This is a genomic window from Rhodococcus sp. 05-2255-1e (assembly GCF_002259025.1).
Taxonomy (GTDB): Bacteria; Actinomycetota; Actinomycetes; order Mycobacteriales; family Mycobacteriaceae; genus Rhodococcoides; species Rhodococcoides fascians.
Map to the genome: position 1 here is coordinate 605,702 of NZ_NOZE01000013.1, position 21,540 is coordinate 627,241.

The window sequence follows — 21,540 nt, forward strand, 5'->3', positions numbered from 1 at the left end:
CGGGCTTCGGTGCTCACTCGGGTGGGCGGCCGAGCGCATCGCCATTCACCCGTCGAGCACTCACCCTTCGGACGTCCGATTCCGGATCGCGTGACAAGCGCACGGAGACATGCTGATCCGTCAGGGTCTCCACCACGCCCTCGCCCCACTCGACGACGACGACGGCGTGCTCGAGATCGGTATCGAGGTCCAACGCGTCCAGCTCGTCGAACGCGGACTGTCCCGTCATACCCAGACGGTAGGCGTCGACGTGCACGAGAGCGACAGGCGGTAAACCGTTGGGGCGCAAGCCTGGTCGATGCTCGCGGGCGATGACGAACGTCGGTGAGGTGACGCGACCGTGCACCCCGAGACCCGCCGCGATCCCCTTGGTCATCGCGGTCTTCCCCGCACCGAGCGGACCGTCGAGTACGACGAGATCGCCGGCGACCAGAATGTCCGCGAGCCGAGCACCGAACTCGGCAGTGTCCGTCGCCGTCGCCAGTTCGGCCTCGACGGGCAGGTCGAGCCGCGAGTTCGGTGGACTCTCGGAATCAGACAACGCCCCACCGCTTCTTCTTGGGCTCCGATGCTCGCGCCACCAGGCGAAGGATCGCACCGTTGACCTGTTCGGGGAACTCCAACTGCACCAGGTGCCCACCTTGACGCACCCGCACCATCTCCGATTTCGGCAGGGCGTCGGTGAGTGCTTCCGAACTCGCGAAGGGAATGATCCAGTCTTCGTCGCCGCACACCACCGACACCGGAATGTTCTCGAATTCCGCCAGAGCCGCCGACTCGTCGTGCAGTTCGAGCGTCTCGAGAAAATTCACGATAGTGACAACGGAGGTGTCGTCGATCATCGACTGCGAGAATGCCACCAGCCGAGGAGACACCCGCGTTCCGTACGAGGCCGCGCGCAGCACCGGTGAAATGATGGCGCGCACCGCTCCTCGCCCGAATTGCACCAGGCCGGGTGACGTGCGTACAGCCAGTCGAAAAGCATCGACTGCCGGATTCTGCAGGCTGCGGCCGACTCCCGTCTGTGCGAGGCCGGCAGCCGTAGTGGAGATCAGCACGGCACCGATCACTCGCTGCCGGACGACGGACGACCGCTGTCGCGCCATGGAAAGAATCGACATGCCGCCCATCGAGTGCCCGACCAGAACGATGCGCCCCTTGGGCACGACCGAACGGATGACCGCGTCGAGGTCGAGGCCGAGCTGACCGATGGTGCAACTGCTTGCACTGGGCACCCCGGAGCGGCCGTGGCCGCGCTGGTCGTAGAACACCATGCGCACGCTCGAACCCCACTGCTGTTCGAGCGCACGTCGTTGAAAATGCCACGACGACATGCGCAGGCAGTATCCGTGCACGAACACGACGGTCAGTTGTGCATCCGCCGGCCCCACCTCACGGACCGCCAGCGGAACACCGTCGTCCGCCGTGACGATACTGCCTCGATCGGCGTCCATCAGGTCGAGATTCTCGGTCGCCAGCGGATCCTTGTTGGATCGAAACGCCGTCTCCCGCACCACTATCGCAAGACTCTCCAGCAATCCCAGCATGGCCTACTTCGTCGCCTCCCCTGAGCGCGTGCCGACGAAACGACGTCGAACACGTCCACGAACGCCGGTGACGACCTCGTAGCCGATGGTGTCGAGCGCATCCGCCCAATCCTGAGCGTGCGGCTCTCCACTGTCCCCCGGCCCGAACAGTATCGCCTCGTCGCCGATGGCGACACCCGAGCTGTCGCCGCCGAGATCCACGACGAATTGGTCCATGCACACGCGCCCCACCGACGGGTAACGACGGCCGTCGATGGTCACCTCGAAACGACCGCTGAGTCGGCGCACGACCCCGTCGGCGTAACCCAGCGCCACCAGTGCGACCACCGTGTCGGTCGGAGCTGTCCAGGTGTATCCGTACGACACCGATTCACCTCGGTTCACCTTCTTGATGTGGGCCACCTGCGCGGACAATGTCATGACCGGACGCAAGCCGAAATCTCCCATATCGGGCACCGGCGACAGGCCGTACAGCGCAATACCCGGACGCACCATGTCGAAACCGAGGTCCGGCCTGGTCAGCGTTGCCGCCGAGTTGGACAGATGCACGACGGCCGGCGAGATACCGCGCCGGCCGGCGCGGGCAACAGCGTCGCGGAGCCGCTCTGCCTGGGCGTCGTTGGCCGGGTGATTCGGTTCGTCGGCACAGGCGAGATGCGAGAACATCCCCGTCAATCGCACGGACCCCTCGGCGACCGCCGACGCGGTGGCGTCCAGGACGACATCGAGGTCCGCCCGCGCAACGCCGTTGCGATTGAGGCCGGTATCGATCTTGAGCGAGAGGTCGGCGGTGAGACCGGTCTGCCTGGCTGCGGCGATCACCGAATTGAGCTGGCCGGCCGTGGACACCCCGACTCCGATTTCCTCGGCGATCGCAGCACCGAAGTCCGAATCGGCCCGGTGCAGCCACGCCAGCACCGGCACGGTGATTCCGGCTGCGCGCAATTCGAGGGCCTCGCCGATGGTCGTGACCCCGAATTCGTGCACGCCGGCCGCGACGGCAGCGTGTGCCACGGGGCCTGCCCCATGGTTGTAGGCGTCGGATTTCAGGACGGCCATCACGGCGGCGTTGCCTGCGAATTTCTGCAGAACCCGGACATTGTGGGCCACGGCATCGAGATCGACGGTTGCCAGAGCACCCGAATCCGTCCGCGGATCGGTCTCCACGTCGCCGTTACCGATAGTCACAACATTCGATAGTGCCATCCCTGCCGCACACACCACGGATCAGGTGGCACAACTCATGACACACCGTCAGGTCGGCCGGCGAGCCCGGTGCAGCTCAGACAGCGACCGAGCGGACCGTCCGGATGGCTTCTCGCAGGCTGTTCGACAACGGTGTCGCCGAGATCGGGGCGGCGAATTCGCCATCGGCTCCGTGCGCGGCATGGGCTGCGGCCAGTGCGTGCACCTTGGCCCCGCACGCGGCCGCGGTCGACGGTGCCATTCCGGTTGCGAGCAGGGCACCGAGGACGCCGGACAGCACGTCCCCGGATCCGGCGGTGGACGCGGCGGATCCGCCCGCGTCACTGACGAACGCGGTGCCGTCCGAGTCGGCGACGACCGTCGCGCGGCCCTTGAGCAGCACGGTGACGCCCCACCGAGCGGCGAGGCCTCGTACGGCCGCTACGCGGTCGGGACCGGGTTCCGATCCGGTCAGGCGGGCGAACTCCCCGGCGTGCGGGGTCAACAGCGTCGGTGCAGTGCGATCGACGGCCCACTGCTCGTTGTCCGCGAGGATCGTCAATGCATCGGCGTCGACGACCACCGGCAGATTCGATTCGAGAACTCGACGCACGATGTCCGCCGAGGATTCGTCCGTGCCGAAGCCGGGGCCGACGACCCACGACTGCACCCTCCCCGCTGCATCCAGATCCGGTGCGACGACGACCTCCGGGTGGTGCGAGACCACTTCTGCGCCGGCACTTCCCACGTACCGAACCATCCCGGACGTGGCGGCGACGGCTGCGCCGACACACAGCAACGCGGCCCCGGGATACGTGGCGCTGCCGGCCAACACGCCGACGACTCCCTGCGAGTACTTGTCGTCCGACGCGGTGGGAATCGGCCAGATTCGGCCTACGTCGGCCGGTTCGAAGGACTCGATCTCGGGCGACGGCAGGGTCAGCCCGATGTCGATCACGTCGATTCGGCCACAACGAGGTACGGCCAACACGTGCACCGGTTTGCGAGCGCCGAACGTGACGGTGACATCGGCGGTCACCGCCGGTCCCGACACCTCACCGGTTTCTGCATCGACGCCACTGGGGATGTCCACGGAGACGATGGGCGCGGTGATCCGGTCGACCATCCCGGCAGCGTGGGGACGTAGCGGACCCTTCCCTGATATCCCGACGATGGCGTCGATGACGAGGTCCGGATCGTCCGGCTCCGTGACGACCCGTCCCCCCGAGGCTCGCAGGGCCGCAAGACCTTCGGTGTGCGCACGGTCCGGATCGAGCAGCAGCGCGGACACCGCGACGCCACGCCTGCGCAGGAACGCACCTGCCCACAGACCGTCTCCGCCGTTGTCTCCCGATCCGACCAGTATCAGTACTCGTCGCCCCGCGACGCCGCCGGTTCGCGAGAAGAGCTCGCGCGCCACCACCGAGGCCAAGCCGTACGCAGCGCGGCGCATCAACGTGCCGTCGGGCAACGATTGCAGCAGCGGAGCCTCGGCGTTCCTGATCTGCTCGGGTGTGTAGTAGCCGCGCATGCCGAGGTCCTCCCACTCGTGCCGTCGTGTGTGTCGAGCCCCGCCGGTCCTACTACTCGACCGTGACAGACTTGGCCAGATTTCGCGGCTTGTCCACGTCGTAGCCGCGTGCCTGAGCGACCTCGGCTGCAAAGACCTGCAGCGGAATCGTCGAGAGCAACGGCTGCAGCAGTGTCGACGCCGCCGGGATCTCGATGAGGCTGTCCGCGAAAGGCCGGACCGCTTCGTCGCCCTCCTCCGCGATGACGACCGTCCGAGCGCCGCGGGCCTGGATCTCGCGGATGTTGCTGAGCATCTTCGAGTGCAGCACCGCACGGCCCTTCGGCGACGGCATGACGATGATGACCGGAACGCCGTCCTCGATCAGCGCGATCGGACCGTGCTTGAGCTCACCGGCGGCGAATCCCTCCGCGTGCATGTAGGCGAGCTCCTTGAGCTTGAGCGCGCCTTCGAGAGCGACGGGGTAACCGACGTGTCGACCGAGAAACAGGATCGTCGACGACGTCGACAGCTCGCGCGCGAGCGCACGCACCGGCTCGACCGTCTCGAGCACCCGCTGCACCAACTCCGGCATCGCTTCGAGCTCGGCGAACTCGCGCGCCACCTCGTCCGGGTACTTGGTACCGCGCGCCTGCGCCAGAGCCAAGCCGACGAGATAGTTCGCGGTCACCTGGGCGAGAAACGCCTTGGTCGACGCGACGCCGATCTCCGGACCTGCACGCGTGTACAGAACTGCGTCGGCCTCGCGGGGAATCTGCGAGCCGTTGGTGTTGCACACCGCAAGAACGCGCGCCTTCTGGTCCTTGGCATGCCGCACTGCTTCGAGGGTGTCGGCGGTCTCGCCGGACTGCGAGATCGCAACGACCAGGGTCGACCGATCCAGTACCGGGTCGCGATAGCGGAACTCGCTGGCCAGTTCCACTTCCACCGGCAGCCGCGTCCAGTGCTCGATGGCGTACTTGGCGAGCAGACCGGAGTGGTAGGCACTGCCACAGGCGACGACGAACACCTTGTCGACGTCACGCAGTTCCTGATCGGAGAGACGCTGCTCGTCGAGCACGATCCGGCCATTGTCGAAGTGGCCGAGCAACGTGTCGGCCACGGCGGCGGGCTGCTCCTGGATTTCCTTCAGCATGAAGTAGTCGTGGCCGCCCTTCTCGGCGGCCGCGAGGTCCCAATCGATCCGGAACGGACGCCCCTGCGCCTCGTTGCCGTCGAAATCGCTGATGTCGTAGCCATCGGCCGTGATGACGACGACCTGGTCCTGCCCGAGTTCGACGGCGTCGCGCGTGTGCTCGATGAATGCTGCGACATCGGACCCGAGGAACATCTCGCCGTCGCCGACTCCGAGCACCAGAGGCGTGGAACGACGAGCCGCGACGATCGTGTCCGCGTGATCGGAATGAGTGAAGACCAGCGTGAACGCACCTTCGAGGCGACGCAGCACCGCCTTCGCACTGGCGACGAAATCGCCCGCGGTAGGCCCGTCCGCGTATGCCCGAGCGACGAGGTGGACAGCGACCTCGGTATCGGTGTCGGACAGGAACTCCACACCCGCCGTTTCGAGTTCGGCACGCAGCGGACCGAAGTTCTCGATGATGCCGTTGTGCACCACCGCCACCGTTCCGGACGCGTCGCGATGTGGGTGAGCGTTGCGGTCGGTCGGACGCCCGTGCGTCGCCCACCGCGTGTGTCCCATGCCGGTGGTCCCGACGAACGTATCGGTGCCGATGTCGTCCAATTCGGCCTCGAGGTTTGCCAGCCGCCCGGCCTTGCGCTCCACCGCGGTAGAGCCCGCGCCGTCCAGTATCGCGATTCCTGCGGAGTCGTAGCCCCGATATTCCATACGCCGAAGCGCCTCGACCACCACACCCAAAGCTGGGCGGTGGCCGACATATCCAACGATTCCGCACATGGTGCATCAGGGTACTCGGCACGACGCGCACGACCCATTCGCTCAGGTCGCCGTGTCCGGCGTCCCCATACCCGAGCACATTCGGTAGCGTCATCTCTCGTGGCGAAACCGAAGAAGCTGGCATCTGCTCTCTCCAAGCGTGGCCCGCACAAGGTACTCAGAGGGAACCTGGCCCTGGCCGGGCAACCTGGCGTCGTCTACACCCCGGCCGAAGGCTTCGGCCTGCCCGGTGTGGCGTTCGCGCACGGTTGGATGCTGCGCCCCGGCAGTTACACCGACACCCTGAAGCACCTGGCGTCGTGGGGGTTCGTCGTGGCAGCACCCGACACCGAGCGTGGCCTCGTGCCCTCGCACCGCGGACTCGCCACCGACCTGGGCACTGTGCTCGACATCATGACCGGCGTTCGCCTGGGTTCGGGCAACATCAGCGTGCATCCCGAGAATTTGGCCACAGTCGGTCACGCGATGGGCGCCGGGACCGCCGTACTCGCTGCCTCCCGACGACCGGATGTCAAAGCGGTCGCCGCCCTGTTTCCGGCACCGACGGCACCGTCGTCCGAGGACGCCGCCGCAGGCCTCGACGTGCCCGGACTGGTCGTCGGCGACAGCTCGAACGCAGATTCGCTCAACGACAATTCACTGGCTCTCGCCCAGGCCTGGCACGGACCATCCGTCCTCCGACGGATCGACGGCTCGACGGCAGACGGATTCGTCGAAGGCCGGCGAATGCTCCGCGCACTGGGAGTCAACAGCTCCGACCGCAAGACCCAGCAACGCACCCGCGCTGTACTGACCGCATTTCTGCTCTACCACCTGACCGGTGACTCCGACTACGAGGAATTGGCCGGAACGAACGGCGACATCGCCGGCACCCGTGCTGTCGATCCTCACGCGCCGCTGACCGAGCAGCCCAAGCCGAAGGCGACCGCGTCGATCAAGGCATTGCTGGGTCGCGGCTGACCCACCGGGCTCGGCGTCGTCACACCAGCCACGATCGGGGTTGCTCGTCGGGGTCCGGTTCGACGTGTGGTGCGCCGTGCCGCCGATCCAGGTGAGCCGGGCGCAAGACCGAGCCCGCCGCCGACCGAGTGTCGCTTCCGCTCAATGGGTTCGAAACCCCCTGTCCCACATGGGTTCTCACCGGTTCTCTTGGATTTCGTAGCCGTTCGGCGGCATCCGCCATCGCCGACCGATGCGCGTCGCGAATACGGTGCAATTCACGACGCCACGCGGGGTCCGGATTCACAGTGCACCCGCCTCGCTCAAGCCCGCGCCGGACCCCGCCGAGCTGGGCTGAGGTTCGGTGACCGGAGGGGCCACGGGAGCTGCAGGTACCTCATGAGTCTCGTTCGAGCCCTGCCGGACGGAGCGCTCCTCGCCCGAAGCTTCAGGAACGCATACCTCCAGGGTGTCCGCGGTCGATGCGGGCTGCAAGTCCGTCGGTTCACTACCCACCTGCGGCTCGTCGGCCGGTGCGACATCCACCGGCGGTGAGGTCGCTGTGTTCGGCTCGGGAGCGCCGGACTCGGCAGAAGGAGGTGCCGGTTCGATCTCGGGTTCTGCATCGGGTGTGGTTCGATCCCCCGCGGCGGGCTCCGGCGGTTCCACGGTCGCCGAAGACCGGTTCGACACCCCGACACCGCTCGGATCGACGGTCCCGGGAACTTCGACGATCTCCGGCAATCCGAAGGGACCGACGCGCAACTCGAACGTGCGCACCCCGAGGCCCGGTGTCTCGAGTCGAAGCGATACGGCCCCATCGTGTTCGAGCGCGATACGGGCACGATGGCCGTCGAGTTCGGCCTCGAGATGGCCGCGCTCGCCGACGACCTTCGATGCATCACCGAATTCCGGCGACGGGATCGAAGCGGGCGGATCATCGAGCGTTGCAGTCGGATTGGGTTCTGCGGTGGGGTCGGGTTCTGAGGCGGGGTTGGGTTCTGCGGTGGGGCCGGATTCTGCGGTGGGGTCGGCATCGGTCTCGTCGCTGACACTCCCGTCGCCGGTCGTGTCACCGAGCGCCTCGACAACCCGGTCCACGATGTCGTCCACAATGCCGTCGACAATGCCGGCGACTGCATCGACCCGACTGTCTTCACGACCATTGTCGTTCTCGGTTTCGCCCCACGCCGTGGGACCGGTGGCACGTGCATCCGGAGCAGGTGCCGGTTGCGCCGGCGGAGCCGAGGCCGGCACCTCGGACGGAGGTTGGGCTGTCGATGTGGGTCCGGTGACGGCTGCCTCTCCCCCGGCTCCGGCCGTGACCGCCGCTGGGGAGTTCTCGGGCGACGACCGCTCGCTCGAGTGCTCGGAAACAACCAGCGGCACCCAGCTGCGCTCGTCGAGCTCGTCGAACACGGGGTGGACGACTTCCTCGATGACCTTCACCACCAGGGCCAAGCACTCTCGAACGGCCGTGTCCGTGGCCGTGCAGGCAGACGACATTGCGGCACACGTGCGTTGCACATGTGGCACGAACTCGCCCTCGATCCATTCTCGAGACCGGTCGGCGACCTCGGCTGCGAACTCGTCCGATACGTCTCCTCGCGCGAATTGCTCGGCCCATTCCGGAAACGCCGGTGCCAGGCGGGCGAACACGGTTGCCCGGTCGACCGGAACGCACTCGACGCCCGAGGCCAGCAGAAGCGCATCGATTCGGTCGGGATCGTGTCCTTCTACGGTGTCGGTATCGAGGCTTCCGACGAGCTCGGCCTTGTCGGTCACAGCCTCACGCAGTACGTCCACAGCCGCGTACATCGTCTGCAGCGCATCCTCGACCGAGTCGAGAAGCACTCCTGCTCTCTCCTGCTCGGTGGCCACATATCGCTGGGCCGTCTCACCGGCGTCACCGTGCCACCGCAGTCGAAGAACGATCAGGAGCTGCGCCTGCTCGTCCAATTCTTCGCTCAGCGCCGCAGCCATCGCCCCGACCGCATCTGCGTCGGACGTCAAAGCATCCAGGTTGAGGCCGCGCTGCTCGTCGTACCGTGCACACACCTCGTCGTAGCGCGGGACTACGCTGCCGGGCACGCGCTCGGCCAACGGCAGGAAACGCTCGAAGTACAGCAGCCCGACGGCATTGGCGTCGAGAATCTCGTCGACCGATGCTGCCTCGGCGGGCGAGGTGGAAGAAACAGTCACCGCAACGAGTCGATCGCGTGGGCACCGGCGTCGTCCTGTATGTCGTACGCGCTCATCGCGGCGACGAGGGCATCCGCGATGTCGTCGACCGACGATCGCCACACCCCGACGGCTCGCCCGAGCCCGGAGTGGGCGTCGAGATAGGCCGCGCCCAGGTCGCCGTAGTTCCGTCCTGCGGCGGCGGTACCGAATCCCGGTGATGCGATCGAATCGGCTGCCGTGCCCAGGGCCTCCGCCGACGCCGTCATCGAGTTCGCCACCTCGCGCACGCGGACCGCGTCCACCCAGAATCCGTCGCTCATCGCCCGCCCGTTCCCGCTCGAAGTGCCCCTTTCCCTCTATGACGTGCGCCGACTCCCATCGGTTCCCCGGCGAGCGGTAACGTCCCGATACGAAACGTCGGTAACAGACAACCGAGCAGCTCCACCAGCTACTCGAGAACGAGGAGTCCCATGCACATCGGAACGATGCTGAACTACAGCGGTGGTTTCACCGAGACCGTTGCCGAGGTAGCCGAACTCGAGAAGGCGGGCCTCGACATCATCTTCGTGCCCGAGGCCTATTCTTTCGACGCCGTCAGTCAACTCGGGTTCCTTGCGGCCAAGACGAGCACGATCAAGATCGCGTCGGGCATCTTCCAGATCTACACGAGAACGCCGTCGCTGACGGCCATGACGGCCGCCGGCCTCGACTACGTTTCCGACGGGCGCTTCGTTCTCGGACTCGGCGCATCCGGGCCACAGGTCGTCGAGGGTTTCCACGGCGTCAAGTACGACGCACCCATCGCCAGAACCCGTGAGGTCATCGAGATCTGCCGCCAGGTGTGGCGTCGAGAGAAAGTGCAGTATCAGGGCAAGCACTACCAGATCCCGTTGCCGGCGGACAAGGGAACCGGCTTGGGCAAGCCACTCAAGCTGATCAATCACCCTGTGCGCGAACGCATTCCGGTCGTCATCGCCGCTCTCGGACCGAAGAACGTCGAGCTCACCGCAGAGATCGCAGAGGGCTGGCAGCCCATCTTCTACTTCCCGGAGAAGGCAGCAGACGTGTGGGGCGAATCGCTGGCCGCAGGCAAGGCCAAACGCGATCCGTCACTCGGCGAACTCGAGGTGTTCGCCAGTCCCACCCTGGCCATCGGCGAGGACGCCGACAAGTACCTCCCCTGGGTCAAGCCGCACCTGGCGCTCTACATCGGCGGCATGGGGGCCAAGGGTAAGAACTTCTACAACTCCCTTGCTCAGCGCTACGGCTACGAAGCCGAGGCCGAGAAGATTCAGGATCTGTACCTCGCCGGCAAGAAAGAGGAAGCAGCGGCGGCGGTTCCGGACGAGCTCGCACGTTCGGTGAATCTCATCGGACCGGAGAGCTACGTCAAGGAGCGCGTGGCAGCCTTCGCCGAAGCCGGCGTGACGACACTCAACGTCGCACCGTTGGCCGAGGACACCGCAGGACGCGTCGCGCAGCTCACCGCGTTGCGAGAACTCACCGCCTGACGATCGGACACCGCCTGACGATCAGACCGCCGCGACCCGGCCCGCCAACTCCTCGGCGAGCCGGGTCGCGACGTCGAGTTCCGACGCTTCCACCATCACTCGCACGAGCTGTTCGGTCCCGCTGGGACGCAACAGAACTCGCCCCGATTGGCCGAGCTCGAGCTCGGCGACGGCCACGGCGTCCGACACCGACGGTGCCGACGCCACCGCAGCTTTGTCCGAGACACGTACGTTGATCAACACCTGGGGCAGCGTGCGCATCGGCGACGCCAGATCCGCCAGGGTGCGTCCGGTCCGGGCCATCCGCTCCATCACACGCAGCGCGGTCGCGATCCCGTCGCCGGTCGTCCCGATCGCGGGGAGTACGACGTGTCCGCTCTGCTCACCACCGAGTGCGTACCCTCCGCGGCGCAACTCCTCGAGGACGTATCGATCACCGACTGCGGTGGTACGCAACGTGATTCCCGCTTCGCGCATCGCGATGTGGAGCCCGAGGTTGCTCATGACGGTGGCGACCAACGTGTTGTCGGTCAGCGTGCCGTTCTCACTCATCGCGATGGCCAGCACAGCCATGATCGCGTCCCCGTCCACCACCGCACCGGAGGCATCGACCGCGAGGCAGCGGTCGGCGTCGCCGTCGTGCGCGATCCCGAGGTCGGCCCCGTGCTCGACGACAGCCTTCTGCAGCCCTTCCAGGTGCGTCGAACCACACCCGTCGTTGATGTTCAGCCCGTCGGGCTCGGCGTTGATCGCCACGACCGTCGCACCGGCCCGGCGGTAGATCTCCGGTCCGACCGTCGAGGCTGCACCGTGCGAGCAATCCACCACGACGGTGACACCGTCGAGTCGGTGCGAGAGCGGTGCGACGAGGTGCCCGGCATAGAGCTCGGCAGCGTCGGGAGCGACGTCGATGCGACCGATGGCAGCGCCGGTCACATCGACCGGCTTCTCGGTGCGGCCGTCCACCCCGAGCAACGCCTCGATGCGATCTTCCATGTCGTCGTCGAGCTTGTGCCCGCCTGCGGCGAAGATCTTGATTCCGTTGTCGGGCATCGCATTGTGCGAGGCGGAGATCATCACGCCCAGCGCCGCGCCGTATTCGCCGGTGAGGTAGGCGACCGCGGGGGTCGGCAGCACGCCCACGTCGATCACGTCGACACCCGAGGCAGTGAGCCCGGCCGACACTGCGGCACCGAGCATCGAACCGCTGATTCTGGGGTCACGGCCGACGACCGCTGTCCGTCGACCACCGTCGTCATCCGGTGCCAGCACGGCGGCGGCAGCCCGGGCGATGGTCATGGCGAGCTCTGCCGTCAGGACCCCGCCTGCGAGTCCCCTCACTCCGTCGGTGCCGAACAATCGCGCCATGAATGAAGACCCCTTCGAACAGAGAGAACATCGTCGGAAAATGCCTCGAGGGCAGGCATCCGATCTTGCTGGAGCCTGCCCTCGAGGATGGAACGGGTAAGACGCGTCAGCGCTTGGAGTACTGCGACGCCTTACGGGCCTTCTTCAGGCCGTACTTCTTGCGCTCGACCGCACGCGCGTCACGCGTGAGGTAGCCGGCGGCCTTGAGAGCCGGGCGATCGTCCGGGGTGAGCTCGATCAGCGCACGCGAGATGGCCAGACGCAGCGCGCCTGCCTGTCCCGACGGTCCGCCACCGTGCAGCAGTGCCACGATGTCGAAGGACTCTGCGCGGTCGACCAGCACCAGAGGAGCCTTGATCAGCTGCTGGTGCACCTTGTTCGGGAAGTAATCCTCGAGGGTGCGGCCGTTGAGCTTGAATCCACCGGTGCCCGAGGACAACCGAACACGAGCGACGGCTTCCTTGCGGCGGCCGACGGTCTGGATCGGGCGATCGAACACGATGGGGGCCGGAGCTGCGGCAGCTTCGATTTCCGTGGCCACCTCGGGATCTTCCACTGCCACGAACTCGTCGGCGGCGATCTCTTCGATGTTCTCCTGCGACGTCACGTCATTTCCCTCCGGCGCCGTCACTGGGACACCTGCTTGATCTCGAACGGAACGGGCTGCTGAGCGGCATGCGGGTGGTTCGGTCCCGCGTAGACCTTCAGCTTGCTCGCGATGGCATTTCCGAGCTTGTTCTTCGGGATCATGCCGACAACGGCCTTCTCCACGAGACGGTCGGGGTTGTTCTCGAGCACCTGACGCGTCGAGCGCGACTTCAGACCGCCCGGATGGCCGGAGTGGTGGTGGTGAAACTTGCCATCGAGCTTGTTGCCACTGATGGCAACTTTCTCGGCGTTGATGATGACGACGAAGTCGCCACCGTCGACGTTGGGTGCGTAGGTGGGCTTGTGCTTACCGCGGAGCAGTGTCGCGGCCTGGACGGCGAGGCGTCCGAGCACGACGTCCGTGGCGTCGATCACATGCCACGTCCGGGTGGTGTCCCCGGCCTTCGGGGCGTAAGTAGACACAGAAAATTCCTGTCTTCATGATGTCGCTGCTGGCCAAGACGTGTGGATGCCCTCGGCGGCCAGTTGAGACCCGAGGACAAGAGCTCTGCGCATCGAAGAAATGCGGCGAGCCCATACACGCCAACGGGAGACGATACCGGGAGCCGGTGCCCAGGTCAAAACGCCTCCGACGCAGAAGACCGACTCAAGACAGGCGAACGCACCGCACACAGCGGCGGGCCGCCGGTAATGCCTCGAGCCTGATGGCCGGTATCGACTCACCGCACCGCTCACACGTGCCGTACGTACCGAGATCCCACCGCGTGGACGCAGCGTCGAGCTCGCGCATCTCGGACTCGGTGTCGGAGATCAGGGCTGCGATCTTGGCACGCTCGAAGGCGATGGTGGAACCCTCCGGGTCGTGTTCGTCGTCGTCGGTGGTCCACCGGCTGCCTTCGATGACCGACGCGAGCTCGTCGCGAAGGGAGTGCAGGCGGTGTTCGGCGCGAGAACGCTCGGCATCGATCGCCGTCCCGAAATCCGTCATCCGTCCAGTACACACCGCCACCACAACCCGCGCCAGGTGCCGCGCCCCTCGACAGTCGTACGCCCCGACCGACAAGTGCCGATCGGGGCATACGACGCTCGTGGTCGACGGTCAGCGCGCCATGCGCGCCTTGTTCGCCATCTCCACCCCGTGCATGGCCTCGCCGCCGGTGCGGGCGGCCGCGACGAGGCTCGACAGAATGAGATTGAGCTCGTCGGATGCGGAGTTCCACTGACGCTGGAGTTCGTAGTAGGACGTCATCGCGTCGCCCTCCCACGATTCGTAGAGTCTCTTCGCAGTGCCGTCCACGTCGGCGAGAAGGTCTTTGGTCACGTTCGCCTGCTTGTTCATCGCCTCGGTCAACGCCGCGATCTGAGCGAAGTCGTACTTCATGTCGAATCAGTCTCCTAAATAGAGCTCGGTCGTGTGGTCGGTCGTTCGGTGGCCGGTCGTGCCGTCAGTTGAACGTGGTCAGTCCCGAACCGAGCGATCCCGCCACCTGGTTCACAGCCGCCACGTTGTCGTCGTCCGCATCGGAGTAGCCGTGGCCGTTGGTCTTGATGTCCGCCGAGATCTGCTCGAGCGCGCTGCGCATCTTCTGGGCACTGGTGTCCCACTGCGACATGACATCCTGAAACGACTTGCCGGCCTTGCCCACCCACGCCTCGGCGGTCTGCTCGACGATGGAACGCACGGCCGAGTTGGACGCATCGATCGACACGCTCAGGCCCTCGATCGTCGCCCCGGCAGCAACGAGCTCCTGCGGTGTGACGGTGACGCCGTTCGACGAACCCGTAGATTCCGGTCCCCCTGGATATCCCACTTCGACTCCTCTGCTTCGATTTTCGTATTCACGTACGCCCGCGGCGCACATGACGCTCGACCGAGGGACCGCGTGCGGCCCGCTCACTCCCCTACATCTCCTTGGACGCAGCCACCCCTCGGTTCGGTTCCGGCATACGGTGAAAATCTGCGCGGCGGCCTCAACGCATCGGCACGATCTCCAGAGTCTGGGTGGCCAGATCACATTCGGTGTCGATCGCGGACGAGTCCGGTCCCTCGAACTGACAACCGATGCTCACCTGCACTGCCGATTCGACGAGCACACGCCACAACACAGTGGACGCATCGGCCGGCCGCTCGACGTACGAGATCCCCACCCGACCTCCGAAATCACGGGCAGGCTCCAGCGATCCGATCGGGGAGTCGGGTCCACGCGCGTCGACTGCCGCACCGAGCTCGGACGCAACCTGTTCGAGCGTCGCGCCGGGCACTAGTTCCTGCACTGTGACGACGATGCGACGCTCGGGTGCTGTCGGCGGAATCAACACCATCCGGGCCGGGTCCTCCATCCTGGTCCAGGTCGCCGGTAGTCGCAGCGACGCCCGGCCCGAGACGAACGTCGCCGACGGGATCACCGACGGTGACTCGCTCGTCGCCGATACTGCTGTCGCCGAGGTCGTTTCGGTCGTGGGGGTCGTTTCGGTCGTGGGGGCGGCTTCGGTCGCGGAGGTGGCTTCGGTCGCCGATGCCGCCTGGGTGGCAGGCACCGCGAACGGCGGCGAGGTCGCGACGGCCACCTCTTCCGGAGACCGAAGGACGAACGTCAGTGCAACGACACCACCGGCAACGATGACCGATGCGGCCACCGCACCGAACACTCGAACCGGCAATCCGCTTCTTCGCGGAGGTGGCACCGCGACGGTCACTTCGTCGAGCCATGCCGCCGAGCGCCCTGCCGCGGCTCGACCTGGCGGGGCAGTCTCCACCTCCGCTCCCGCACGTCGATACAGAGACCTGGCCACGTCGAGACCGGTCAGCCATCGTGCCGGATCTTCCGCAGCGGGGCTCGAGCTCGAACCCGACTCCGTCACGATGAAAATGTCCTCGGGACATTGCGACACCGACGATCGAAGGTAGTCGTCGGCTCGTCGTCGCCAGCTGTCGTCTCGTTCTCCGACAGCAAGTACTGCACCGATGTCGCCGCCGTGAGTTCCTGCCTCGTCCACCAGAACGACCGTCGTGTCGAGAGTGCCCACTTCGATCACCACCGCAGCAGCCGGTGCGCGTTCTCCCGCCGACGCGACCGCGGCGATCGCCGTCTCCACGACGACGACCTCGCTCGCCGACGTGGCGAACACGGCTCGGAGGAGCTCTCGACGCTCGTCGCCCCACGTCGAGGGATACGCGATCTCGAGCAGATCGAGTCGGTCGTGTATCCCGGCTCCCTGCAGCGCCGACCACACGATCCCGTGCAGGACTTCGCCGCGATCCCACACTGCGCCGCCCACGAGGATCGATCGATCGTCGAGACACAGCAGCGGAGGGACCTCGGTGTCCGCGCCCGCCCGCCCGAAGACGAGACGACCACCCTCCGATACCGCGTATGCGGATCCGACGTGTTCGCGTGGACCCTGCAGCGTCGCACCGGACGCGACGACAGAAATCTCCGAATGACTCAAATGCACAGCCGCGTAACGCCACTGCGGCCTCGTCAACTCGAGTGTCCGAGCTGCACGAGCGCGGGGCCGGACCGATCGACGAACACTCCACGTCCGGGCGGCATCGGGCTCGGACGCACGGTGCCGATCAAGCTCCCCTCGTCTCGGCTCCCGCTCATGACCAATCCCGGAGTCACCAGGTCGCGTAGCCGCCCGATCACCGGGTCGAACAGTGCCCGCCCCGCCCCGCCCGAGCGACGCGCCACGATGAGGTGCAGTCCGATGTCCCGGGCGTGTGGCAGATGCTCGACCAAGGGAGACAACGGGTTTCCGGACGCCGTGGCCACCAGGTCGTAATCGTCGACGACGACGAACACCTCGGGCCCGTCCCACCACGACCGCTCGCGAAGTTGCTGCTGGGTCACGTCCGATCCCGGCATGCGCCTGCTCATTCTGTCTGCGAGATCGACGATCATCGCCGTCAACGTCGCCTGCGCGGCCGCGTAACCGGCCAGATGCTCGGAATCGACTGTGCCCAAGAGAGTTCGACGGTAGTCCGCCACGATCAGTTTCACCCGATCGGGTGGGTTCGCATCGACCAACGATCGACAGATCCCCCGCAACAGGGACGTCTTCCCGCATTCGCTGTCGCCGAAGACGACGAAATGTGGGTTCTCGGCGAAGTCGACCGTCACCGGAGCCAGCTCGGCCTCGTCGATGCCGATCGGAACTCTCAGTTCTGCAACGGTACCGCGGTCGCGAGGCCAGGTGCCACCGAGTCGATCGAGCACCTCCGACCGTTCGAGCATCTCCGGCAACATGCGGACCGGCGGGGCAGGCGGCCCCGTGGACGCTGCGGCGATCGCGGTGACGGACTCTGCCACAGCTCGGGACAGGTCGGCCACCGATCGACGGTCGTCCACCCGGGGCAGTGCGATCTGCAGGTGCAGACCGTCCTTGGTCATGCCCCGGCCCGGTCGGCCCTGCGGCACACTGGCGGCTTTCGTTCGGCCGATGTCCGAGTCCGACGGATCTCCGAGTCGCAGCTCGAGCCGGGTCCCGATCAGATCCTTCGTCGCGGGCCTCACTTCTGCCCAGCGAGAGGCCGTCAGAACGAGGTGCAGACCGAATGCCAGTCCCTGGGTCGTCAGCGTCGCGATCCGTTGTTCGAGACTCTCGAAGTCGGATCTGATGGACTGCCATCCGTCGATCACCAGGAAGACGTCGCCGAACCGGTCGTTCGCATCGACCGGTTGCATCGCCCGCAGCCGCCGGAACTCGACCATGGAATCGATGCCGCGATCTCGAAAGGTCTTCTCCCGCTGACGAACGACAGCCGCGACCTCGGCCACGGTCCGGCGCACTCGGTCGACGTCCAATCTGTTGGCCACCGATCCGACGTGCGGTAGTTCGGCCAACCCGGCCAGCGTTCCACCCCCGAAGTCCAAGCAGTAGAACTGAACCTGAGCGGGTGTGTGCGTCATCGCCAGAGCCATGATCAGCGACCGAAGGGCCGTCGATTTCCCCGACTGCGGAGCCCCCACGATCGCGACGTGCCCGGCTGCACCGGACAGGTCGACGGTGAGCAGATCCCGCCGCTGATCGAACGGCCTGTCGATGATGCCGATCGGAGCACGAAGTGTGCTCAGCGCATCGACGCCGCCGCTCAGTACCGACCGAGGCAGTAAGCGGGTCAGTGTCGGTGCCTTGTCCAACGGCGGTAGCCATACCTCGTGGGCCGGCATACCGCGGCCTGCGATTCGGCCGACGACGACGTCGAGAACGGTCGCGCCGGTGTCGTCGTTCTCGACCGGATCCGGTTCGACCACCGGCTCGACACGGACGTCGTTCTCGACGGGATCGACCATGACCGGATATGCGGTGAACGGCCTCGGACGGATATCGACGCCCTGCGCGGCGGGTGCCCCCGCACTCGAACGTGGCGGAACGTACGGTCCGGACACGTAGGCCGCAGCGAAGCGGACGATCTCGGCCGAATCGCACTTGAGATAGCCGGCACCGGGCTGGGCAGGCAGGTGGTACGCGTCGGGAACACCGAGAACGGAACGTGACTCGTTGGCCGAGAACGTTTTCAGACCGATTCGATAGGACAGATGACTGTCGAGTCCGCGCAGCTTGCCTTCTTCCAGACGCTGACTGGCCAACAACAGATGCATGTGCAACGAACGTCCGAGCCGCCCGATAGCCACGAACAATTCCGCGAATTCCGGTTGCTGACTGAGCAATTCCGAGAACTCGTCGACCACCACGAACAGAGCGGGCAACGGTGCCAGAGCAGCTCCCGCTGCGCGCGCCTTCTCGTAGTCGGACACATTGGCGAAGTTTCCGGCCGAGCGCAGCAACTCCTGCCGACGGTTCATCTCGCCGGCGAGGGCATCACGCATCCGGTCGACCAGAGCCAGGTCCTCGGACAGGTTGGTGATCACGGCCGCAACGTGCGGCGCGGCCTCGAGCCCTGCGAAGGTCGCCCCGCCCTTGAAGTCGACCAGTACCAGGTTCAACTGCTGCGGGGCGTGGGTGGACACCAACCCGAGAACGAGGGTACGCAGAAACTCCGATTTACCCGAACCCGTTGCGCCGATGCACAATCCGTGTGGACCCATGCCGTTCTCGGCAGACTCCTTCAAATCGATCTCGACCGCGCTGCCGTCGGGTGCGACGCCGATGGGTACCCGCAACCGGTCTCGACCGCGACGCACTGTCCACGCTCGATCCGTATCGAGCGCACCGACGTCGGCTATTCCGACGAGGCTGTTCCATCCCGACACTGCGGCCCCGTCGTCGGTGACGGTATCGACAGCGGAGGGCGACGACGGCGCGCGATACGGAGAAAGGCGTCGAGCAACGGCGTGTGCCTCGGTGGTACTCATCGCGTCCGCCACAGCGAAGACCTCGACTGCCGTGCCGCTGACCGCACCGATCGAGCCGTTCTCGACCACCAGCTGAAGCCCGCGACTTGCCGCCAGTCGCGTGCACAACCCGGACAGGTCGACGATGGTGACGGAATCGAGGCCGGTGTCGGTGAGGTCGGTCGAACGGTTGGCAACCAGTCCGCCGTCCACCACGATCACCAACTGCGTGACCCCACTGTTCACCGCCCCACGTGCGAAGCGATTCCGCATCGACAGGACGTCCCCCAGCGCGCTCTCGAGCTCGAGGACACTGCCGAAGATCATTCGCGCAGAACCGGCACCGTCTCGCAACACGTCGTGTTGTGTGTGCGGCAGCCACTTGGTCCATTCCCACTGCTCCACGGTGTCGGGGCCGCAGACGACGGCAACCGCGAGGTGGTCCGGTCCGTGAAAGGTACAGAGATAGGCGACCATCGAGCGCACCATCGCACGAGCGGCATCGCGATCCCCGGCTATCGACAGAGCGGCGAATCCCCTCAGCGACACGGCAATCGGCAACTCGGCCACCACCGAGTGTGCTCGCACGAATCGACGCAGCGACACCGCGGACACCGGTTCCAGCTCTTCCACAGGTCCGGTCTCGGGAGGCACGAGTCGGGTCGCCAAACGCTGATCGCCGAGCCCGACCCGCACGTGGGCGAAGTCGGCGTCCTGAGGCCGACGTTCCCACATACGCTGCGTTCCGGCCGTCGACCACAGAGTGCCCGGATCCGGGTGGCTCCACTCGAGTGCCCTGCGCTGATCTCGCTCGGTGTCGGCGACGTCTCGTCGAAGCTGGTCGAGATACCGCAGGTAGTCCTTACGGTCCTCGTTCGCCTCGGCGGTACGGGCTCCCCCGGACTTGCCCCCGCCGGCCAACATGCCCACCATCGACATCAGCATCATGGCTGGGAACATCAACATCATCGGGTTCGCTGCCGCACCGGAAGTGAACATGAGCGCAACCATTCCGACCATGGCGGCGACCATCACCAGCGGCATCAGCTTCATCAGGAGATTGCCGGGTACCGCGCGCGGCACGGGAGGCGGCGGTTGAAGTACGACCTCGCCGCCCGGTGACCGAGGTACTTCCCGGCGCGCGCTGCGAACGAAGCGCACGGTACTCATCGATCAGCCCCCACGGCCGCGCCCCCACAACTGCATTCGCGGCGACCTCCCCCCGAGGCCGCGTGGACGACAGGCTAACGCATGCACAACCGGAGGGTCCACCGTTGCGTCGAAGCATCGGGATACAGAAATAGAACGGCACCGCATTCGGTTGAACGAAGAATGCGGCTCCAAGGCCGCACATGTTCGACGAACGAAAGGTCGGCTTCCGTGTCCGTACCCCTGTCCATCCTCGATCTCGCACACGTGGGCGAGGGCGAAACAATCCGAGACAGTTTCGACGCCAGCGTGACGCTCGCCCAGCATGCCGAGAACTGGGGTTACCAGCGCATCTGGTACGCCGAACATCACAACATGAAGACGATCGCATCGTCGGCGACGTCGGTGTTGATCGGGCACGTGGCCGCACACACGAAGCGAATTCGACTCGGCTCCGGCGGGATCATGCTTCCCAACCACGCGCCGCTCACCATCGCCGAGCAATTCGGCACGTTGGCCACGTTGTTCCCGGACAGGATCGATCTCGGACTGGGCCGCGCCCCCGGCAGCGACCAGGTGACCATGCGCGCCATGCGCCGCGACCCCGCGTCCTCGGACAGATTCCCCCAGGACGTCCAGGAGCTGCAGGGGTACTTGTCTCACCAGTCCCTCGTCCCCGGGGTCAGTGCCACGCCGGGTGCCGGCACCGAGGTGCCGCTGTACATCCTCGGATCGTCGCTCTTCGGCGCACAGCTCGCGGCAGCCCTCGGCCTGCCGTATGCATTCGCGTCGCATTTCGCACCCGACGCACTCGAACAGGCCGTGGAGATCTATCGCCGCGACTTCCGTCCGTCGGCGCAGCTGTCCGAACCTCACCTCATCGTGGGCGTCAACGTGATCGCCGCGGACACCGTCGCCGAGGCTCAGGCCCAGTTCCTCCGCACCAAGAGAAGCCGCGTGAGCCTGCTGCTCGGACGGGGTCGCACCTTCACCGACGAGGAAGCCGACATGGTGCTGGAAGCACCCGCGGGGCAACAGATCTCGAAGATGACGAAGTACTCGGCCGTCGGGACGCCCGACATGGTCAGGGAGTACCTCGACCGATTCGCCGAACGCACGGGAGCAGACGAGTTGATCGTCGCCTCGGGCGTCTCCGATCGTCGATCCTGGCTCAGGTCGTTCGAGCTGCTGGCCCAGGTGAGCGAGCTGGTTCCTGCCTGACTGCTGCGAGCAGGTCTCGGCGGAGGCGACGAGCGGTCGAGTGTCGGCGTGATGTCGTAGGGTGTGGACGCACGATGCCCGG

At 66.2% G+C, this 21,540-nt stretch carries 18 protein-coding genes; 3 read left to right on the forward strand and 15 right to left on the reverse strand.

The features are described 5' to 3' along the window. Window positions 1-13: 13 nt before the first annotated feature. The 5 genes from tsaE to glmS all read right to left on the reverse strand — a co-directional run bounded on the left by tsaE (window position 14) and on the right by glmS (window position 6,178). Complete coding sequence (tsaE, locus tag CH262_RS13005) at window positions 14-541, reverse strand: tRNA (adenosine(37)-N6)-threonylcarbamoyltransferase complex ATPase subunit type 1 TsaE (RefSeq protein WP_032383655.1); 528 nt, start codon at window positions 539-541, stop codon at window positions 14-16. Continuing rightward, complete coding sequence (locus CH262_RS13010; RefSeq protein ID WP_027496355.1) at window positions 534-1,547, reverse strand: alpha/beta fold hydrolase; 1,014 nt, start codon at window positions 1,545-1,547, stop codon at window positions 534-536. The genes tsaE and CH262_RS13010 overlap by 8 nt, the downstream gene beginning before the upstream one ends. 3 nt (window positions 1,548-1,550) lie before the next feature. Continuing rightward, on the reverse strand, window positions 1,551-2,753 hold the full coding sequence (alr, locus tag CH262_RS13015) for an alanine racemase (protein WP_179274978.1): 1,203 nt from the start codon (window positions 2,751-2,753) through the stop codon (window positions 1,551-1,553). Between the two features lie 76 nt (window positions 2,754-2,829). After that, the gene (locus tag CH262_RS13020) at window positions 2,830-4,263 is read right to left on the reverse strand and encodes an NAD(P)H-hydrate dehydratase (RefSeq protein ID WP_094717712.1); all 1,434 of its coding nucleotides are present in this window, start codon (window positions 4,261-4,263) and stop codon (window positions 2,830-2,832) included. A 52-nt stretch (window positions 4,264-4,315) separates the two neighbouring features. Beyond that, window positions 4,316-6,178 carry a glutamine--fructose-6-phosphate transaminase (isomerizing) gene (glmS, locus tag CH262_RS13025; protein ID WP_094650141.1) on the reverse strand — a complete coding sequence of 621 codons (1,863 nt, stop codon included), beginning with the start codon at window positions 6,176-6,178 and terminating at the stop codon, window positions 4,316-4,318. A gap of 99 nt (window positions 6,179-6,277) precedes the next feature. Here glmS and CH262_RS13030 point away from each other — a divergent pair, with 99 nt between their 5' ends. Beyond that, window positions 6,278-7,138 carry a dienelactone hydrolase family protein gene (locus CH262_RS13030; RefSeq protein ID WP_027496351.1) on the forward strand — a complete coding sequence of 287 codons (861 nt, stop codon included), beginning with the start codon at window positions 6,278-6,280 and terminating at the stop codon, window positions 7,136-7,138. 282 nt (window positions 7,139-7,420) lie between these two features. On the opposite strand, the gene CH262_RS27565 is transcribed toward CH262_RS13030, so the two are convergent. Together CH262_RS27565 and CH262_RS13040 are read right to left on the reverse strand one after the other, a co-directional pair. Continuing rightward, on the reverse strand, window positions 7,421-9,319 hold the full coding sequence (locus tag CH262_RS27565; RefSeq protein ID WP_094717713.1) for a hypothetical protein: 1,899 nt from the start codon (window positions 9,317-9,319) through the stop codon (window positions 7,421-7,423). Then, complete coding sequence (locus tag CH262_RS13040) at window positions 9,316-9,621, reverse strand: type VII secretion target (protein ID WP_032388209.1); 306 nt, start codon at window positions 9,619-9,621, stop codon at window positions 9,316-9,318. Before CH262_RS13040 ends, CH262_RS27565 begins: the two co-directional genes overlap by 4 nt. 150 nt (window positions 9,622-9,771) lie before the next feature. Here CH262_RS13040 and CH262_RS13045 point away from each other — a divergent pair, with 150 nt between their 5' ends. Further along, window positions 9,772-10,812: an LLM class F420-dependent oxidoreductase gene (locus CH262_RS13045; RefSeq protein ID WP_027496347.1), complete on the forward strand. Its 1,041-nt coding sequence runs from the start codon at window positions 9,772-9,774 to the stop codon at window positions 10,810-10,812. Window positions 10,813-10,833: 21 nt separating this feature from the next. On the opposite strand, the gene glmM is transcribed toward CH262_RS13045, so the two are convergent. The 8 genes from glmM to eccCa form a co-directional block, all read right to left on the reverse strand. Then, window positions 10,834-12,180, reverse strand: a complete 1,347-nt coding sequence (gene glmM, locus CH262_RS13050) for a phosphoglucosamine mutase (protein WP_094717714.1) — start codon at window positions 12,178-12,180, stop codon at window positions 10,834-10,836. Between the two features lie 106 nt (window positions 12,181-12,286). Continuing rightward, window positions 12,287-12,811, reverse strand: a complete 525-nt coding sequence (rpsI, locus tag CH262_RS13055) for a 30S ribosomal protein S9 (protein ID WP_027496345.1) — start codon at window positions 12,809-12,811, stop codon at window positions 12,287-12,289. Continuing rightward, window positions 12,808-13,251 (reverse strand): 50S ribosomal protein L13, encoded by a 444-nt coding sequence (rplM, locus tag CH262_RS13060; RefSeq protein ID WP_027496344.1) that lies wholly within the window; start codon window positions 13,249-13,251, stop codon window positions 12,808-12,810. Before rplM ends, rpsI begins: the two co-directional genes overlap by 4 nt. Before the next feature lie 184 nt (window positions 13,252-13,435). Next, entirely contained in the window at window positions 13,436-13,777 is a 342-nt protein-coding gene (locus CH262_RS13065) for a TraR/DksA family transcriptional regulator (RefSeq protein WP_027496343.1), read from the reverse strand. 111 nt (window positions 13,778-13,888) lie between these two features. Continuing rightward, on the reverse strand, window positions 13,889-14,170 hold the full coding sequence (locus CH262_RS13070; RefSeq protein WP_032365622.1) for a WXG100 family type VII secretion target: 282 nt from the start codon (window positions 14,168-14,170) through the stop codon (window positions 13,889-13,891). 64 nt (window positions 14,171-14,234) lie between these two features. Next, complete coding sequence (locus CH262_RS13075) at window positions 14,235-14,600, reverse strand: WXG100 family type VII secretion target (protein WP_027496342.1); 366 nt, start codon at window positions 14,598-14,600, stop codon at window positions 14,235-14,237. Window positions 14,601-14,760: 160 nt separating this feature from the next. After that, window positions 14,761-16,239: a type VII secretion-associated protein gene (locus CH262_RS13080; RefSeq protein WP_179274979.1), complete on the reverse strand. Its 1,479-nt coding sequence runs from the start codon at window positions 16,237-16,239 to the stop codon at window positions 14,761-14,763. Between the two features lie 32 nt (window positions 16,240-16,271). Continuing rightward, on the reverse strand, window positions 16,272-20,258 hold the full coding sequence (eccCa, locus tag CH262_RS13085; RefSeq protein ID WP_094717716.1) for a type VII secretion protein EccCa: 3,987 nt from the start codon (window positions 20,256-20,258) through the stop codon (window positions 16,272-16,274). Window positions 20,259-20,468: 210 nt separating this feature from the next. Here eccCa and CH262_RS13090 point away from each other — a divergent pair, with 210 nt between their 5' ends. After that, window positions 20,469-21,458, forward strand: a complete 990-nt coding sequence (locus CH262_RS13090) for an LLM class flavin-dependent oxidoreductase (protein ID WP_032388205.1) — start codon at window positions 20,469-20,471, stop codon at window positions 21,456-21,458. Window positions 21,459-21,540 lie beyond the last annotated feature (82 nt).

Bases quoted from the DNA above. Each gene is read 5' to 3' on its own strand.
- CH262_RS13040 (WP_032388209.1), bottom strand. From the start codon at position 9,621: ATGAGCGACGGATTCTGGGTGGACGCGGTCCGCGTGCGCGAGGTGGCG.
- CH262_RS13010 (WP_027496355.1), bottom strand. From the start codon at position 1,547: ATGCTGGGATTGCTGGAGAGTCTTGCGATAGTGGTGCGGGAGACGGCG.
- CH262_RS13070 (WP_032365622.1), bottom strand. From the start codon at position 14,170: ATGAAGTACGACTTCGCTCAGATCGCGGCGTTGACCGAGGCGATGAAC.
- CH262_RS13020 (WP_094717712.1), bottom strand. From the start codon at position 4,263: ATGCGCGGCTACTACACACCCGAGCAGATCAGGAACGCCGAGGCTCCG.
- glmS (WP_094650141.1), bottom strand. From the start codon at position 6,178: ATGTGCGGAATCGTTGGATATGTCGGCCACCGCCCAGCTTTGGGTGTG.
- CH262_RS13045 (WP_027496347.1), top strand. From the start codon at position 9,772: ATGCACATCGGAACGATGCTGAACTACAGCGGTGGTTTCACCGAGACC.
- eccCa (WP_094717716.1), bottom strand. From the start codon at position 20,258: ATGAGTACCGTGCGCTTCGTTCGCAGCGCGCGCCGGGAAGTACCTCGG.
- CH262_RS13065 (WP_027496343.1), bottom strand. From the start codon at position 13,777: ATGACGGATTTCGGGACGGCGATCGATGCCGAGCGTTCTCGCGCCGAA.
- alr (WP_179274978.1), bottom strand. From the start codon at position 2,753: ATGGCACTATCGAATGTTGTGACTATCGGTAACGGCGACGTGGAGACC.
- glmM (WP_094717714.1), bottom strand. From the start codon at position 12,180: ATGGCGCGATTGTTCGGCACCGACGGAGTGAGGGGACTCGCAGGCGGG.